This window comes from Pseudomonas sp. SDO5532_S415 (assembly GCF_054071155.1).
This window is the reverse complement of sequence record NZ_JBSVWS010000142.1, coordinates 1-16,275: the sequence shown is the minus strand read 5'-3', so window position 1 is coordinate 16,275 and position 16,275 is coordinate 1. Positions and strand designations below refer to the sequence as shown.

Sequence of the window (16,275 nt, the reverse complement as noted above, 5' to 3'; positions counted from 1 at the left end):
AATGGGCGAATCATATCGCCCTAAAGAGGTGTCCGGGATTATTAGGCCAGTTCAGCTTGCTCGCGATGGACTTAAACGCGCCGCGTTGATTCAGCAAATACGCCTTATCGTTAGCCTCCATCGCGAGCAAGCTCGCTCCTACAGTGGGGCGGTGGGGTTTAGGCAGTCACGGCCTGGTCCACCAAATGCCCGTTCTCGATACGAACGTGCCGCGGATGGAAGCGTTTGAGGCTGCTGCGATGGCCGACGCTGACGATGCTCAGCCCCGGCAACTCATCGATCAGCGCCTGATACAGCGACGCTTCGTCTTCCTCATCCATCGCCGAGGTCGCTTCGTCCATGTACAACCACTGCGGCGCATACAGCAGGGCGCGGGCAAAGGCCAGGCGTTGCTGCTCACCGGGCGAGAGCATGCGCTGCCAGTGATTGGCCTCATCGAGACGTGCCACCAGATGCGGCAAACGGCAGGTTTCCAGGACGTGCGCATAGCGCTCGTTCGTGTAGGTATCACCGGGCTGTGGATAACTCAGCGCCTCACGCAGGGAGCCGATCGGCAAATAGGGCTTCTGCGGCAGGAACAGGTAACGCGCGGCGGGCAGGCGAATGCTGCCGTGACCCGTCGGCCACAGATGCCCCATCGCCCGCAGCAGGGTCGACTTGCCGCTGCCGGAACGGCCGCTGAGCATCACGCGCTCGCCCTCCCTCACGGTCATGTCCGCGTTCGTCAGCAAATGGCGACCGTCAGCCAGATCGAGACCAAGGTTGTGCACCTTCAACGCATCACCCTGATTCTGCACATCGATCGCCGGAGCACGCTCCTCGTTGTCGGTCATGGCCTGGCGGAAACTCAGCAGACGATCACAGGTGGCGCGCCATGAGGCGAGGTTCTGGTACGCGGTGATGAACCAGCTGAAACTGTCCTGAACGTTGCCGAATGCCGAGCCGATTTGCATCAGCTCGCCAAGTTCGATCTTGCCGGCGAGGTAACGCGGCGCTGCCAACATAAAGGGGAAGATCACGGCGGCCTGCTCGTAACCGGAAGTGAAGAAGGTCAGACGCTTGGACACCTTCATGATGTCCCAGAAATTGTGCCAGACCATGGAGAAACGATTGTTCAAACGGCGGTTCTCGTTTGGCTCGCCGTTGTATAACGCAATGCTTTCGGCATTCTCGCGAATCCGCACCATGGAGAATCGCAGGTCCGCTTCGAAGCGTTGTTGCCGATTGTTCAAACCGATCAAACGGCGACCGATCAAGTGCGTCAACCAGCTGCCCACTACCGCATAAAGCAGCACGCCCCAGAACATGTAGCCGGGAATGGTTATACCGAACAGCTCGATACTGCCTGAGACTCCCCAGAGGATGATCGAGAAGGACACGAGACTGACGATATTGCGCAGCAGACCAATGCCCAGACTCAAGGTGTCCGAGGTGAAATTGTTGAGGTCTTCGGAGATCCGCTGGTCCGGGTTGTCGGTGTACCCGCCCTGCTCCAGCTGGTAGTAGTTCTTGTCCGCTAGCCAGCGGGCGAAATGTTTTTCCGTGAGCCATGCCCGCCAGCGGATCGTCAGCATCTGGGTCAGATAGAGCCGGTACACCGCGCCGACGATCGCCACCGCCGCAATCACGCAGAAATACAGAATCAGCCGCCAGAACGCCGCTTCGTCCTTCTGTTGCAGGGCGTTGTAGAAATCCTTGTACCAGGTGTTGAACCACACCGAGATACCGACGCTGACCAGCGACAGCGCAATCACCGCGATCAGCAGCGTCCAGGCCTTGACCTTCTCCTCACTGCGCCAGTAAGGCGTGATGATCGCCCAGACTTTGCGAAAAAACTGCCCGCGCACGGCATCGTTGACCGCGGAATATTCAGCGTTCTGATTCATGGAAAAGGCTCGATAAAGAAAAGTACAGGCACGAACCGATCATAGATGATCGGTCCGGTTTATCGCGAGGAGTGGCCCGCATTCGTTCAGCGCAGGTTCAGCGGCGAACGGGACGCTTCTGCAGTTTGCGCTGCAGTGTGCGGCGGTGCATGCCCAGGGCGCGGGCGGTGGCGGAAATGTTGCCTTCGTGTTCGGTCAACACGCGCTGAATGTGTTCCCACTGCAGGCGGTCCACGGACATCGGGTTTTCCGGCACCAGGCTGTCAAGGTCGGCGTGTTCGGACAGCAGCGCAGCCAGTACGTCGTCGGCGTCGGCCGGTTTGCACAGGTAGTTGCAGGCGCCGCGCTTGATCGCTTCAACGGCGGTGGCGATGCTCGAATAGCCGGTCAGGATCACCACGCGCATTTCCGGGTCCATTTCCAGCAGCTTGGGCAGTAGCACCAGGCCCGAATCGCCGTCCATTTTCAGGTCCAGCGCGGCGTAGTCCGGCAGATCGTTCTGGGCGATGGTCAGCCCTTCTTCGGCAGAACCGGCGGTGCTGACGCGAAAGCCGCGGCGGGCCATGGCACGGGCCATCACCCGGGTAAAGGTCGCGTCGTCGTCGACCAGCAGCAAATGCGGCAGCTCTTCGCCTTCAACCTGGATTTCGTCACTCATGTTGGTCTCCTCGGGCGCCAAGGGGCAGGCGCAGCTCGGTGAGCGTGCCGCCTTCCTCATGACTATAGAGTTTCACTGAGCCACCGGCGCGTGTCACGCTGGCCTTGCTCAAAAACAGGCCCAGGCCGAAACCTTTGCCCTTGGTGGTAAAAAACGGCTTGCCGATCTGTTCGGCGATGGCCAGCGGTACACCGGCACCGTGGTCGCGGATGCTGATGGTCAAGTCCTCGGCATTCCAGTCCAGGGTCACTTGCAGCCCTTCGGGACAGGCATCCGCCGCGTTATTCAGCAAATTCAGCAGCGCCTGGGTCAGGTCCGGCGGCGGCGCCATGCGCGGCACCGTGCCCTGGCCAAGGCGCTGGAAACGATAACTGGCTTCCGGGCGCATCAGGTGCCAGCGGTTCAGCGCTTCATCGAGCCAATCGGTGACGTCCTGCATCTCCACCGCCAAACGGCGATTGGCCTCCGCCGCCCGAACAAGCTGCTGCAACGTTTCCTTGCACAGTTTGACCTGATCCTGCAGTACGCTCAGGTCGTCCTGCAACAGGGGATCGTGATGATCCTGGCGCATTTCCTTGAGCAGTACGCTCATCGTTGCCAGCGGTGTACCCAGCTCATGGGCGGCGCCCGCTGCCTGGGTGGCCACGGCCAGCAATTGTTGATCGCGCAGCCCCTCTTCGCGGCGGATCGCCCGCAACTCCTCCTGACGGCGCAGCTCTTCGGCCATGCGTGCGGCGAAGAAGGTGATCACCGCAGCGGCGAGGGCGAAACTCAGCCACATTCCATACACCTGCAAGTTTTCCCGGGCGATCGGGAACGTTTGCAACGGATAGAACCGCGCCAGCAGCAGGGTATACATCGTCAGCGCGATGCCCGACAGGATCACCGAATAACGCCACGGCAACGTCACCGCGGCGATGGTCAACGGCACCAGGTAGTAGGAGACGAAGGGATTGGTCGAGCCGCCGGAGAAATACAGCAAGGCGCTGTGGATAAACAGATCGCAAGCCAATTGCACGGCATATTCAAGCTCGGTGACCGGCCACGAAGTGCGCAGGCGAATCGCCGTGAACGCGCACAGCAGCATCGAGCAACCGAGGGTCGCGGCCAGTTGGAACCAGGGCAGCGGCAGCAGTTCGAGCCAGTAGGCCAGGCCCACGGAACCCGCCTGGGCGGCCAGCACCAAGGTGCGGATGAAGGTCAGCCGCCAGAGGTTCTGGCGAGTGGCGGAAGTGATTTGAACGGGGGCGAGCATGAGCTCTCCTGATGAGCGCTCCAGGCGGATCGCAGGGAGTATAACCAAGCGTGGGGGCTGGCAGGCAAACGTGCGGCAAACGGCCACAGCCTCGCCAATGATCGATGGAATGCTTTTGTGGCGAGGGAGCTTGCTCCCGCTCGGCTGCGCAGCAGACGCAAACCGGTTGACGCGCTTTTCCTGACGAATTGCGGTGGCAGGTTTTGGGACTGCTTTGCAGTCCAACGGGAGCAAGCTCCCTCGCCACAGAAAGCCCTGCACCACCAGTGATACATCTGTATAGAAGTTGTAACTGTGCGAACCGGATCATTAAAGCTAGAGTCTGATGGTTTCACGCAGGTCCGGACCATGCCCTGCGCACCACCTTAGGAGCTTTCATGCACACATTCCGCCGCAGCGCCGCCCTCCTCGCCCTGAGTGTTGGCACCCTTGCCAGCCTCCCGGCCGTGGCTGCCGACGAACTTCATTACAACCAGATTTCCCTGCGCGCCGAAGTCAGCCAGGAAGTGGCTCGCGACCTGATGATCGTGACCCTCTACACCGAAGCACAAAACACCGACTCGGCCAAACTCGCCGCCGAGGTCAGCACCACCATGAACAAGGCGCTGGCCCAGGCCAAGCAGGTCAAGGACATCACCCTGCGCCAGGGCAGCCGCAACAGCTACCCGATCTACGATGCCAAGGGCCAGAAAATCACCGGCTGGCGTGAACGCTCCGAGCTGCGCCTAGAGAGTACGGATTTCGCCGCGCTGTCGAAGCTGACCGGCGAACTGCTCACCGACCTGAAGATGGGCGGCATGGACTTCGCGATCGCCACGCCAACCCGCAAGGCCAGTGAAGACACCCTGCTCAAGGAAGCCGTCTCCGCCTTCAAGGCTCGCGCCCAACTTGCCACCGATGCCCTGGGTGGCAAGGGCTACAAGATCGTCAACATGAACCTCAACAGCAGCGGCTTCCCGCAGCCATACATGCGTGCACCGATGATGATGAAGGCCGCCAGCATGGACGGCGCACCGGTGACCCCGGAAGTCGAAGCCGGCACCAGCCAGGTCACCATGACGGCCGATGGCGCGATTGAAGTGCTGATGCCTTGAGTCGATAACCCCTGAACAAAAACGGCGATCACCCAAGTGATCGCCGTTTTTTTTGCGCTACATTCCAGTAGGCGCAAAGCTTGCTCGCGATCGCCGTTACTCGGGCTTCGACTGGGAACCGCGTCACCGTTCATCGCGAGCAATCTTTGTTACAAGTGAATAGTTGCACCTGGTGATACCCACGCTCACTGATCCAATCCAGTGCAACAATAACCACTCCCATTCAGCCCCACAGGCCGGGGTATAAATAGGTAACACCTCCGCCCCACCCCCGGGCAACCCAACGCTTGCACGCACCATAAACGTGCGTCAGATGCACTACAAAAATGCCGCGCAAACGGTCAAATGCGTCAAAATTTATACCAATGCGACATTAAGGTACGTTCGTGCCACCGTTTAAGGCTTGTAGCCGCTCTGGATCTTGCATTGGGTATGGCCCCTGCATAAGTATCCGCAGGCACGACTCACGAGGTCGTCCTCAAAATTAAAAAATGACAACAAATCATGAGGCCACCATGCTTAAACACGCGGTCATTCCGTTTTTAGTCGGCGCCAGCTTGTTGGCTGCCGCACCGTTCGCTCAAGCTGCGACTAACCTGGTGTTCTGCTCCGAAGGGAGCCCGGCCGGTTTCGATCCAGGTCAATACACCACCGGAACCGACTTCGACGCCTCTGCCGAAACCATGTTCAACCGCCTGACCCAGTTCGAGCGCGGCGGCACCGCCGTTATTCCTGGCCTGGCGACCAGCTGGGACATCTCCACCGACGGCCTGACTTACACCTTCCACCTGCGTGAAGGCGTCAAGTTCCACACCACTCCGTACTTCAAGCCGACGCGTAACTTCAACGCCGACGACGTGCTGTTCACCTTTAATCGCATGATTAACAAGGATGACCCGTTCCGCAAAGCGTACCCGACCGAATTCCCGTACTTCACCGACATGGGGATGGACACCAACATCACCAAGATCGATAAAGTCGACGACAACACCGTCAAGTTCACCCTCAAAGACGTAGATGCCGCGTTCATTCAGAACATGGCCATGAGCTTCGCCTCGATCCAGTCCGCCGAGTACGCTGCCCAGCTGCTCAAGGAAGGCAAGGCCGCCGACATCAACCAGAAGCCCATCGGCACTGGTCCGTTCGTGTTCAAGAGCTACCAGAAAGACTCCAACATCCGCTACACCGGGAACAAGGACTACTGGAAGCCTGACGACGTCAAGATCGACAACCTGATCTTCGCCATCACCACCGACCCGTCGGTTCGCATCCAGAAGCTGAAGAAGAACGAGTGCCAGGTCACCCTGTTCCCTCGTCCAGCCGACCTGAAAGCCCTGCGCGAAGACAAGACGTTGAAGCTGCCTGAGCAGGCCGGTTTCAACCTGGGCTACATCGCCTACAACGTGATGGACAAGGTCAAAGGCAGCAACGAGCCGAACCCGTTGTCCCAACTGAAAGTGCGTCAGGCACTGGACATGGCCGTCAACAAGCAACAGATCATCGACTCCGTGTATCAGGGCGCCGGCCAACTGGCCGTCAACGCCATGCCACCGACCCAGTGGTCCTACGACACCACCATCAAGGATGCGCCGTACAACCCTGAGAAAGCCAAAGAGCTGCTCAAGGAAGCTGGCGTGAAAGAAGGCACCGAAATCGTTCTCTGGGCGATGCCGGTTCAGCGTCCGTACAACCCGAACGCCAAGCTGATGGCAGAAATGCTGCAGTCCGACTGGGCCAAGGTCGGTCTGAAGGTCAAGATCCAGAGCTACGAGTGGGGCGAGTACATCAAGCGCTCCAAAGGTGGCGAAAACCAGGGGATGCTGATTGGCTGGAGCGGCGACAATGGTGATCCGGACAACTGGCTGAACGTGCTGTTCGGTTGCGACTCGCTGGAAGGCAACAACTTCTCCAAGTGGTGCGATCCGAAGTTTGACGGCATCGTCAAGGAAGCCAAGCGCACCACCGATCAGGCCAAGCGCACCGAACTGTACAAGCAGGCGCAACACGTCCTCAAAGATGCTGTTCCAATGACACCTATCGCTCACTCGACGGTGTTCCAACCCATGCGCGCCAATGTGCAGGACTTCAAGATCAGCCCGTTTGGCTTGAACTCCTTCTACGGCGTCAGCGTCAGCAAGTAAGGTTTGGCAACGGCGACGTTTCTGACGTCGCCGTTGCTTTATCGACCGAGAAAGCAGGAAATCGCCTACATCCAGATCGTCTGCTGACTACAGCAGAGCGCTAGGACGCGTCGTCTTTTCCCACGAGTCTTTCGGACTTTACGCATTTACTGCCGGACCCACGGTTCGTACCGTCGGGATCCGACCAGCTCACGCGTGGGTCATCGGTTTTGTGCTGACTTTCATGGCTTGAAACCAGTGAAGCCTTCACGCCTGCGCACGGGCGAAGGTTCACTGCCAAAACTTCGAACAAGAGGGAGCGTCATGCGCCATACCTTGGTTTTATCCGCATTGCTGGGCACCGGCCTGTTGGCCGCCACGTCCATGAGCCAGGCCGCCAACAACAGCCTGGTGTTTTGCTCCGAAGGCAGTCCTGCCGGTTTCGATACCGCGCAGTACACGACCGCGACCGACAACGATGCCGCCGAGCCGCTGTACAACCGACTGGCAGAGTTTGAAAAAGGCGCGACCAATGTCGTTCCAGGCCTGGCCACGAACTGGGATATTTCCGAGGACGGCCTCAAGTACACCTTTCACCTGCGCCCTGGAGTGAAGTTTCATACCACCAAGTACTTCACACCGACCCGCGATTTCAACGCCGATGACGTGCTGTTCACGTTCAATCGCATGCTCGATCCGCAACAACCCTTCCGTAAGGCTTACCCGACCGAATTCCCGTATTTCAACGGCATGAGCCTGAACAAGAACATCGCCAAGGTTGAGAAGACCGGGCCGCTGACCGTGGTCATGACGCTCAACAGCGTGGATGCCGCGTTCATCCAGAACATCGCCATGAGTTTCGCCGCCATTCTCTCCGCCGAGTATGCCGACAAGCTGCTGGCCGAGGGCAAGCCGAGCGATATCAACCAGAAGCCGATCGGCACCGGGCCGTTCGTGTTCAAGAGTTACCAGAAAGATTCCAACATCCGTTACACCGGCAACAAGCACTACTGGGACCCGAGCCGCGTGAAGCTCGACAACCTGATTTTCGCCATCAACACCGACGCCTCGGTGCGAGTGCAGAAACTCAAGGCCGATGAGTGCCAGGTCACCCTGCACCCGCGCCCTGCCGACGTGACCGCGCTGAAGAACGACCCGGCACTGCAACTGATCGAAAAACCCGGTTTCAACCTCGGCTACATCGCCTACAACGTGCGTCACAAGCCTTTCGACCAGCTCGAAGTGCGTCAGGCGCTGGACATGGCGGTGAACAAGCAAGGCATTCTCAACGCCGTGTACCAGGGTGCCGGTCAACTGGCGGTCAACGCCATGCCGCCGACTCAATGGTCCTACGATGACACGATCAAGGACGCCGCCTACAACCCGGAAAAAGCCAAGGAACTGCTCAAGGCCGCCGGCGTGAAGGAAGGCACCGAAATCACCCTGTGGGCCATGCCGGTGCAGCGCCCGTACAACCCCAACGCCAAGTTGATGGCCGAAATGCTCCAGGCCGACTGGGCGAAGATCGGCCTCAAGGTCAAGATCGTCAGCTACGAATGGGGCGAGTACATCAAGCGCACCAAGAACGGCGAACATGACATCAGCCTGATTGGCTGGACCGGTGACAACGGTGACCCGGACAACTGGCTCGGCACGCTCTACAGCTGCGACGCCATTGGCGGTAACAACTACTCCATGTGGTGCGATCCGGCTTACGACAAGCTGATCAAGCAGGCCAAGGTCGTGACCGATCGCGACCAGCGCACCGTGCTCTACAAACAGGCGCAGCAGTACCTCAAGCAGCAGGTACCGATCACGCCGGTCGCCCACTCGACGGTCAACCAGCCGTTGAGCGCCAAAATCGAAGGGTTCAAGGTCAGCCCGTTCGGTCGCAACGTGTTCTCGGGTGTCAGCATCGATAAATAAAACCGTGTAGCCAAAACGCTGGGGGCGCATTGCGCCCTCATGCAAGCGTATTGCCGTAATTCGCCAATCCGGTGCCAGGCAAACGTTTGCAATGCGTGAAATGAGTTCCAAAGCAAATAGCCGGATCACCAAAAAAAGAACGGCATTAATAATAGAAAGTAAGGAGCTTCACCCATGAAACTGAGCAGCACCGCGATACTGGCCCTGGCCATCAGCAGCGTAACCGCCACCGCTTACGCTGAAACCCAGAGCCAGGCGTTCACCCCGGTTACCGTGAAAGAAAAAAGTGCTCAAAGTGAAGCCACTGGCTTCATCGAAGGCCAGTCGATCAGCGGCACTACCCGTAACTGGTATGCAAACGAGCAACTCAAGCGTGGTGCCAAGTTCAAATACAACGATCACGGCACACTGGCCGATACCGATCGCCGCATCAACTGGGTCCAGGGCACTATCCTCAAGTACAACTCGGGCTTCACCGAAGGCCCTGTCGGGTTCAGCACTGAAGTCGCCGCCTACAACGCCATTGCGCTGGATCGTGACCGCGAGGACCTGGCTGCCGGCAATGGTGGCGCCCCCAAGACTGGCCCTTTTTCAGGTAACAACCGCACCCTGACCGAAAAAGGCGGGGATGCCGTAGGGCAGTGGAGCAAACTGGGCCTGGCCAACGTCAAGGCGCGCTTCTCCAACACCACCCTGACGGCCGGTCGCCAGAGCTACAGCAGCCCGCAAGTCGACACCATCGGCAACCGTGCACTGCCTTCGAGCTTCCAGGGTGTGAGCCTGAACGTCGCCGAACTGGAAAACCTGACCTTCGATTTCGCGACCTTTGACCGCGTTTCCCCGCGTATGGAACAAAGCCAACAGAAATTCCGTACCGAATACGCCAACGGCCGGGAAGAATCCGATCACATCTACACCGGCGGCATCACTTACACCCCATTCTCCAGCCTGACCACCAGCCTCTGGGCGACCCAGGCCGAAGACATCTGGAACCAGTACTACTTCGGTGCCACCCATGTGCTGGGCGACAGCCAGGTGCTGAGCCTGACCACCGGCCTGAACTACTACAAAACCCAGGAAGAAGGTAAGGCGCTGATCGGCGACATCGATAACGACACCTACTCCCTGTCGTTCGGCCTGACTCACCAGGCCCACAGCCTGACCTTCTCGTACCAGGAAGTGAACGGTAACGAGTACTTCGACTACCTGCACGAAACCAACGGTATCTACCTGGCCAACTCCCTGCTGTCGGACTTCAACGGCCCGAACGAGAAATCCTTCCAGGTCGCCTACGGTCTGAACATGGCCGAATACGGCGTGCCAGGCCTGAAGTTCAACATCTACCAGGCGCGTGGCTGGGGTATCGACGGTACCCACTACACCGGCAACAAAGGTGTGTCCGGCAAAGGCTACGACGGCGTTCAGGAACAGGACGGCGAACACCACTACGAATATGGTATCGGTGCTACCTACGCCGTTCAGAGCGGCCCTTTGAAGGCCACCACTGTTCGCGCGACCTACACCGCTCACCGCGCCAGCGAATTCCAGTCTGATGGCAGCATCAACGAATTCCGTCTGGTAACCACCATCCCGTTCAACATTCTGTAAATACACCGGCCGCACGGCAGATTCAGTGACGAATCGGCCGTGCGGTTTTTGTCCATTCAACCGATTGCAGAGGGTTCTTGATGAAAATGCTTCCCCTACGTGCGGCCATCGCAGCCGCGTTGTTGAGTGTCGCGGTTGGCGTATCGGCCAAACCCCTGGTGGTCTGCACCGAAGCCAGTCCGGAAGGCTTCGACATGGTCCAGTACACGACTGCAGTCACAGGCGATGCGGTTTCCGAAACCATTTTCGACCGCTTGGTAGGCTTTAAGCCCGGCACCACCGACGTGATTCCGTCACTGGCCGACACCTGGGACATCAGCGAGGACGGCCTGACCTACACGTTCCACCTGCGCAAAGGCGTCAAGTTCCACACCACCGAATACTTCAAGCCGACCCGCGACATGAACGCCGACGACGTGGTCTGGAGCTTCCAGCGCCAGCTGGACCCGAACCATCCATGGCACAAACTGTCGAGCGTGGGCTTCCCGTACTTTGAAAGCATGGGCTTCAAGGAACTGCTCAAAAGCGTCGAAAAAGTCGACGACAACACGGTCAAATTCACCCTGACCCGCCGCGAAGCGCCGTTCCTGGCCGACATTGCCATGGCCTTCTCCTCGATCTACTCCGCCGAGTACGCCGACCAGCTGCTCAAGGCCAACAAGACCGGCGACCTGAATAGCAAGCCGGTCGGCACCGGTCCGTTCGTCTTCCAGCGCTACAACAAGGATGCCCAGGTTCGCTTCAAGGCCAACCCGGACTACTTCCGTGGCAAGGCACCGGCCGACTCGTTGATCCTGGCCATCGCCACCGACAACAACGTGCGCCTGCAGAAGCTGAAAGCCAACGAATGCCAGATCGCGCTGTACCCGAAACCGGATGACATTCCGAGCATCAAGAAAGACTCGAACCTGAAGGTCGACGAGCTGAACGCGATGACCGTCTCGTACATCGCCATGAATACCCAGCACAAGTACATGAGCGACGTGCGGGTGCGCAAAGCCATCGACATTGCCTTTGACAAGGAAGCCTACGTCAACGCGCTGTTCGGCAAGGGCAACGCGACCGTGGGCGTCAACCCGTTCCCGGACACCCTGCTGGGCTACAACCACCAGCTGAAGAACCCGGCCCGCGACCTGGACAAGGCCCGCGCCCTGCTCAAGGAAGCCGGCGTACCGGAAGGCACCACCTTCACCCTGTTCACCCGTAACGGTGGCGGCCCGACCAACCCCAACCCGATGCTCGGCGCGCAGATGATGCAGGCCGACCTGGCCAAGGTCGGCATCAAGATCGACATCCGCGTGATGGAATGGGGCGAAATGCTCAAGCGCGCGAAAAACGGCGAGCACGATATGGTTTCCGCCGGATGGGCGGGGGATAACGGCGACCCGGATAACTTCCTGACGCCTATGCTCAGTTGCGAAGCGGCCAAGAACGGCGAAAACTACGCACGCTGGTGCAATGAAAAGTTCCAGGCCCTGATCGACCAGGCCCGCGAAAAAACCGACCCGGCCGAACGTGCAGCACTGTACGAACAGGCTCAGGTTATCTTTAACCAGGACCAGCCATGGATCAGCATGGCGCACACTAGAATGTTCACCGCAATGCGCAACAACGTAGAGGGCTACCAAATCAGCCCGCTCACCACAAATAACTTCGCCACCACCCAGGTGAAGTAGATAAGAAACTCCCGGCATTCCTGACCCCAGGCATGCCGGGCACGCCTAACCGGCTGATGAGGTACACCACACGATGTTTAGTTTTATTGCCCGCCGACTGGGGTTATTGATCCCCACGTTCTTCGGCATCACCTTGCTGACTTTCGCGTTGATTCGCATGATCCCCGGCGACCCCGTGGAAGTGATGATGGGCGAACGTCGGGTCGACCCCGAGATGCATGCTCAGGCAATGGAACGCCTAGGTCTGAACAAACCCTTGTATGCCCAGTACCTGGATTACATCGGGAAACTGGCCCACGGCGATCTGGGGGAATCCCTGCGTACCCGTGAAAGCGTCTGGAGCGAGTTCACCTCCCTATTCCCCGCGACCCTGGAACTGTCCATGGCCGCCCTGTTGTTCGCCGGTATCCTGGGCCTGCTGGCCGGGGTGATCGCGGCACTCAAGCGAGGATCCCTGTTCGACCATGGGGTAATGGGTGTGTCCCTGGCGGGATACTCGATGCCGATCTTCTGGTGGGGCCTGATCCTGATCATGTTCTTCTCGGTGTCCCTGGGCTGGACCCCGGTGTCCGGGCGGATCGACCTGCTGTATGACATCGAGCCACGCACCGGCTTCATGCTCATCGATACGCTGCTGGCCGATGATGTCGGCGCGTTCCTCGATGCCCTGCACCACCTGATCCTGCCAGCCATCGTGCTCGGCACCATCCCGCTGGCGGTGATCGCGCGGATGACCCGTTCGTCGATGCTCGAAGTGCTGCGCGAGGATTACATCCGTACCGCCAAGGCCAAGGGCCTGTCGCCGTCGCGCGTGGTGTTCGTGCACGGTCTGCGTAACGCGCTGATTCCGGTGCTGACCGTGGTCGGCCTGCAAGTCGGCACCCTGTTGGCCGGTGCGGTCCTGACCGAGACCATCTTCTCCTGGCCGGGCATCGGCAAATGGCTGATCGAAGCCATTGGCGCCCGTGACTATCCAGTCGTACAAAACGGCATCCTGTTAATCGCCTGCCTGGTGATTCTGGTCAACTTCGTAGTGGACATCCTCTACGGCTTTGCCAACCCACGCATCCGTCATCAGCGCTGAGGTCAATACCCATGAGCACTCCAACTTCCTCAGTAGCCGCCGCCACCTCCGTTGTGGATCAAAGCCTGCTGTACCCGTCGCCGTACAAAGAATTCTGGCACGCCTTCTCCCGGAACAAGGGCGCCGTTGCCGGCCTGATGTTCATGCTGCTGGTGATTTTCTGCGCGATCTTCGCGCCGTGGGTCGCCCCGCATGACCCGAGCGAGCAGTACCGCGACTTCCTGCTGACCCCGCCAGCCTGGCTCGAAGGTGGGCAGATCCAGTTCCTGCTGGGTACCGATGAACTGGGTCGCGACCTGCTGTCGCGTCTGATCCAGGGTTCGCGCCTGTCGCTGCTGATCGGCTTGTCGTCGGTGGTGATGTCGCTGATCCCCGGCATCCTGCTGGGTCTGTTCGCCGGCTTCTTCCCGAAAATGATCGGCCCGACCATCATGCGCCTGATGGACATCATGCTGGCCCTGCCTTCGCTGCTGCTGGCCGTGGCGATCGTCGCCATCCTCGGCCCTGGCCTGATCAACACCGTGATCGCCATCGCCGTGGTGTCCCTGCCGTCCTACGTTCGTCTGACCCGCGCCGCGGTGATGGGCGAACTGAACCGCGACTACGTGACCGCCGCGCGCCTGGCCGGTGCCGGCCTGCCACGCCTGATGTTCGTGACGGTGTTGCCCAACTGCATGGCACCGCTGATCGTTCAGGCCACCCTGAGCTTCTCCTCGGCGATTCTCGATGCCGCCGCCCTGGGCTTCCTCGGCCTTGGCGTACAACCGCCAACCCCTGAGTGGGGCACCATGCTGGCCTCGGCCCGCGACTACATCGAACGCGCCTGGTGGGTCGTCAGTCTGCCTGGTTTGACCATTTTGCTCAGCGTGCTGGCAATCAACTTGATGGGCGACGGCCTGCGCGATGCGCTGGACCCGAAACTCAAGAACGCCGCCTGAGGAGATTCCCATGTCACTGCTAGAAATCAAGAATCTCAACGTTCGCTTCGGCGACAAGAACGCCACACCGGTAGTCGACGGCCTCGACCTGAAGGTGGACAAGGGCGAAGTACTGGCCATCGTTGGCGAGTCCGGTTCCGGCAAGTCCGTGACCATGATGGCGTTGATGGGCCTGATCGAGCACCCGGGGATCGTCACCGCCGATTCCCTGAGCTTCGACGGCCAGAACATGCTCAAGCTCAATAACCGCCAGCGTCGGCAGATCGTCGGCAAAGACCTGGCCATGGTCTTCCAGGACCCGATGACCGCGTTGAACCCGAGCTACACCGTCGGGTTCCAGATCGAAGAAGTGCTGCGCCTGCACCTGAAAATGTCCGGCAAGGCCGCGCGCAAACGCGCCATCGAACTGCTGGAAAAAGTTGAAATCCCGGGCGCGGCCAGCCGCATGGACGCCTACCCGCATCAACTGTCCGGCGGCATGAGCCAGCGTGTCGCGATCGCCATGGCGATTGCCGGCGAGCCGAAACTGCTGATCGCCGACGAACCGACCACCGCCCTGGACGTAACGATTCAGGCGCAGATCATGGACCTGCTGCTGGCATTGCAGAAAGAGCAGAACATGGGCCTGGTGCTGATCACCCACGACCTCGCGGTCGTGGCTGAAACCGCCCAGCGCGTGTGCGTGATGTACGCCGGTCAAGCCGTCGAAGTCGGCCAGGTGCCGCAACTGTTCGATATACCGGCGCACCCGTACAGCGAAGCGCTGCTCAAGGCGATTCCGGAACACAGCCTGGGCGCCTCTCGCCTGTCGACCCTGCCGGGTATCGTCCCCGGCCGTTACGACCGTCCGCAGGGTTGCCTGCTGTCGCCGCGCTGCCCATATGTGCAGGACAACTGCCGCGCGCAACGTCCGGCCCTTGACCCGAAAAGCAACAGCCTCGCCCGCTGCTTCTACCCGCTGAACCAGGAGGTGGCGTAATGGCCGTCGTACTTACCGCCCGCGACCTGACCCGTCACTACGAAGTGTCCCGTGGCATGTTCAAGGGCCACGCGACTGTGCGCGCCCTCAACGGCGTGTCCTTCGAGCTGGAAGCCGGCAAGACCCTCGCCGTTGTAGGTGAGTCGGGTTGCGGTAAATCCACCCTGGCCCGCGCCCTGACCCTGATCGAAGAGCCGTCCTCGGGCTCCCTGAAAATCGCCGGCCAGGAAGTGGCCGGCGCCGACAAGGCCCAGCGCAAGCAACTGCGCAAAGACGTGCAGATGGTGTTCCAGAGCCCTTACGCGTCGCTGAACCCACGGCAGAAAATCGGTGATCAACTGGCCGAGCCGCTGTTGATCAACACCAACCTGTCCGCCACCGAACGCCGGGAGAAAGTCCAGGCAATGATGAAGCAGGTGGGCTTGCGTCCCGAGCACTACCAGCGTTATCCGCACATGTTCTCCGGCGGTCAGCGCCAGCGGATCGCCCTGGCCCGCGCCATGATGCTGCAACCGAAGGTGCTGGTGGCGGACGAACCGACTTCCGCGCTGGACGTGTCGATCCAGGCCCAGGTGCTGAACCTGTTCATGGACTTGCAGCAGGAATTCAACACCGCCTACGTGTTCATCTCCCACAACCTGGCGGTGGTGCGTCACGTCGCCGACCACGTGATGGTGATGTACCTCGGCCGTCCGGTGGAAATGGGTCCGAAAGAAGACATCTACACCCGTCCTCTGCACCCGTACACCCAGGCGCTGTTGTCGGCGACACCGACCATCCACCCGGATCCGGACAAGCCGAAAATCAAGATCGTCGGCGAACTGCCCAACCCGCTGAACCCGCCGCCCGGCTGCGCCTTCCACAAGCGCTGCCCGTACGCCACCGAGCGTTGCAGCACTGAAGAGCCGGCCCTGCGCCTGCTCGACAGCCGCCAGGTGGCTTGCCACTACGCCGAGCAGTTCGTGCACGGCGCGGCATAAAAAATGGGCTAAAAATGTGGGAGCGAGCCTGCTCGCGAAGGCGTCATGTCAGTCACATCATTGTCGACTGA

General features: G+C 59.9%; 12 protein-coding genes. 9 read left to right on the top strand and 3 right to left on the bottom strand.

What is annotated here, in order from left to right:
* Positions 1–158: 158 nt before the first annotated feature.
* The 3 genes from ACW9HW_RS23470 to ACW9HW_RS23460 form a co-directional block, all read right to left on the bottom strand.
* Positions 159–1,886, bottom strand: a complete 1,728-nt coding sequence (locus tag ACW9HW_RS23470) for an ABC transporter ATP-binding protein/permease (RefSeq protein WP_457401890.1) — start codon at positions 1,884–1,886, stop codon at positions 159–161.
* Between the two features lie 97 nt (positions 1,887–1,983).
* Positions 1,984–2,544 (bottom strand): response regulator transcription factor, encoded by a 561-nt coding sequence (locus ACW9HW_RS23465; protein WP_095193936.1) that lies wholly within the window; start codon positions 2,542–2,544, stop codon positions 1,984–1,986.
* On the bottom strand, positions 2,537–3,799 hold the full coding sequence (locus ACW9HW_RS23460; RefSeq protein WP_095193937.1) for an ATP-binding protein: 1,263 nt from the start codon (positions 3,797–3,799) through the stop codon (positions 2,537–2,539). The genes ACW9HW_RS23465 and ACW9HW_RS23460 overlap by 8 nt, the downstream gene beginning before the upstream one ends.
* 377 nt (positions 3,800–4,176) lie before the next feature.
* On the opposite strand from ACW9HW_RS23460, the gene ACW9HW_RS23455 reads away from it, so the two are divergent.
* The 9 genes from ACW9HW_RS23455 to ACW9HW_RS23415 all read left to right on the top strand — a co-directional run bounded on the left by ACW9HW_RS23455 (position 4,177) and on the right by ACW9HW_RS23415 (position 16,204).
* Positions 4,177–4,893 (top strand): SIMPL domain-containing protein, encoded by a 717-nt coding sequence (locus ACW9HW_RS23455; RefSeq protein WP_457401888.1) that lies wholly within the window; start codon positions 4,177–4,179, stop codon positions 4,891–4,893.
* 515 nt (positions 4,894–5,408) lie between these two features.
* Positions 5,409–7,034 (top strand): ABC transporter substrate-binding protein, encoded by a 1,626-nt coding sequence (locus ACW9HW_RS23450; protein WP_095193939.1) that lies wholly within the window; start codon positions 5,409–5,411, stop codon positions 7,032–7,034.
* 303 nt (positions 7,035–7,337) lie between these two features.
* Positions 7,338–8,939, top strand: coding sequence for an ABC transporter substrate-binding protein (locus ACW9HW_RS23445; protein WP_457401887.1), 1,602 nt, complete (start codon positions 7,338–7,340; stop codon positions 8,937–8,939).
* 174 nt (positions 8,940–9,113) lie between these two features.
* Complete coding sequence (locus tag ACW9HW_RS23440; protein WP_457401886.1) at positions 9,114–10,547, top strand: OprD family porin; 1,434 nt, start codon at positions 9,114–9,116, stop codon at positions 10,545–10,547.
* An 80-nt stretch (positions 10,548–10,627) separates the two neighbouring features.
* Positions 10,628–12,223, top strand: a complete 1,596-nt coding sequence (locus ACW9HW_RS23435) for an ABC transporter substrate-binding protein (RefSeq protein WP_457401885.1) — start codon at positions 10,628–10,630, stop codon at positions 12,221–12,223.
* Between the two features lie 73 nt (positions 12,224–12,296).
* Complete coding sequence (locus ACW9HW_RS23430) at positions 12,297–13,307, top strand: ABC transporter permease subunit (protein ID WP_095193943.1); 1,011 nt, start codon at positions 12,297–12,299, stop codon at positions 13,305–13,307.
* 11 nt (positions 13,308–13,318) lie between these two features.
* Positions 13,319–14,245 carry an ABC transporter permease subunit gene (locus ACW9HW_RS23425; protein ID WP_095193944.1) on the top strand — a complete coding sequence of 309 codons (927 nt, stop codon included), beginning with the start codon at positions 13,319–13,321 and terminating at the stop codon, positions 14,243–14,245.
* Positions 14,246–14,255: 10 nt separating this feature from the next.
* Positions 14,256–15,224, top strand: a complete 969-nt coding sequence (locus ACW9HW_RS23420) for an ABC transporter ATP-binding protein (protein ID WP_095193945.1) — start codon at positions 14,256–14,258, stop codon at positions 15,222–15,224.
* The gene (locus ACW9HW_RS23415) at positions 15,224–16,204 is read left to right on the top strand and encodes a peptide ABC transporter ATP-binding protein (protein ID WP_075947653.1); all 981 of its coding nucleotides are present in this window, start codon (positions 15,224–15,226) and stop codon (positions 16,202–16,204) included. Before ACW9HW_RS23420 ends, ACW9HW_RS23415 begins: the two co-directional genes overlap by 1 nt.
* The last annotated feature ends 71 nt before the right edge of the window (positions 16,205–16,275 follow it).

Bases quoted from the DNA above. Each gene is read 5' to 3' on its own strand.
- ACW9HW_RS23460 (WP_095193937.1), bottom strand. From the start codon at position 3,799: ATGCTCGCCCCCGTTCAAATCACTTCCGCCACTCGCCAGAACCTCTGG.
- ACW9HW_RS23445 (WP_457401887.1), top strand. From the start codon at position 7,338: ATGCGCCATACCTTGGTTTTATCCGCATTGCTGGGCACCGGCCTGTTG.
- ACW9HW_RS23415 (WP_075947653.1), top strand. From the start codon at position 15,224: ATGGCCGTCGTACTTACCGCCCGCGACCTGACCCGTCACTACGAAGTG.
- ACW9HW_RS23455 (WP_457401888.1), top strand. From the start codon at position 4,177: ATGCACACATTCCGCCGCAGCGCCGCCCTCCTCGCCCTGAGTGTTGGC.
- ACW9HW_RS23450 (WP_095193939.1), top strand. From the start codon at position 5,409: ATGCTTAAACACGCGGTCATTCCGTTTTTAGTCGGCGCCAGCTTGTTG.
- ACW9HW_RS23440 (WP_457401886.1), top strand. From the start codon at position 9,114: ATGAAACTGAGCAGCACCGCGATACTGGCCCTGGCCATCAGCAGCGTA.
- ACW9HW_RS23425 (WP_095193944.1), top strand. From the start codon at position 13,319: ATGAGCACTCCAACTTCCTCAGTAGCCGCCGCCACCTCCGTTGTGGAT.
- ACW9HW_RS23470 (WP_457401890.1), bottom strand. From the start codon at position 1,886: ATGAATCAGAACGCTGAATATTCCGCGGTCAACGATGCCGTGCGCGGG.
- ACW9HW_RS23465 (WP_095193936.1), bottom strand. From the start codon at position 2,544: ATGAGTGACGAAATCCAGGTTGAAGGCGAAGAGCTGCCGCATTTGCTG.
- ACW9HW_RS23420 (WP_095193945.1), top strand. From the start codon at position 14,256: ATGTCACTGCTAGAAATCAAGAATCTCAACGTTCGCTTCGGCGACAAG.
- ACW9HW_RS23435 (WP_457401885.1), top strand. From the start codon at position 10,628: ATGAAAATGCTTCCCCTACGTGCGGCCATCGCAGCCGCGTTGTTGAGT.
- ACW9HW_RS23430 (WP_095193943.1), top strand. From the start codon at position 12,297: ATGTTTAGTTTTATTGCCCGCCGACTGGGGTTATTGATCCCCACGTTC.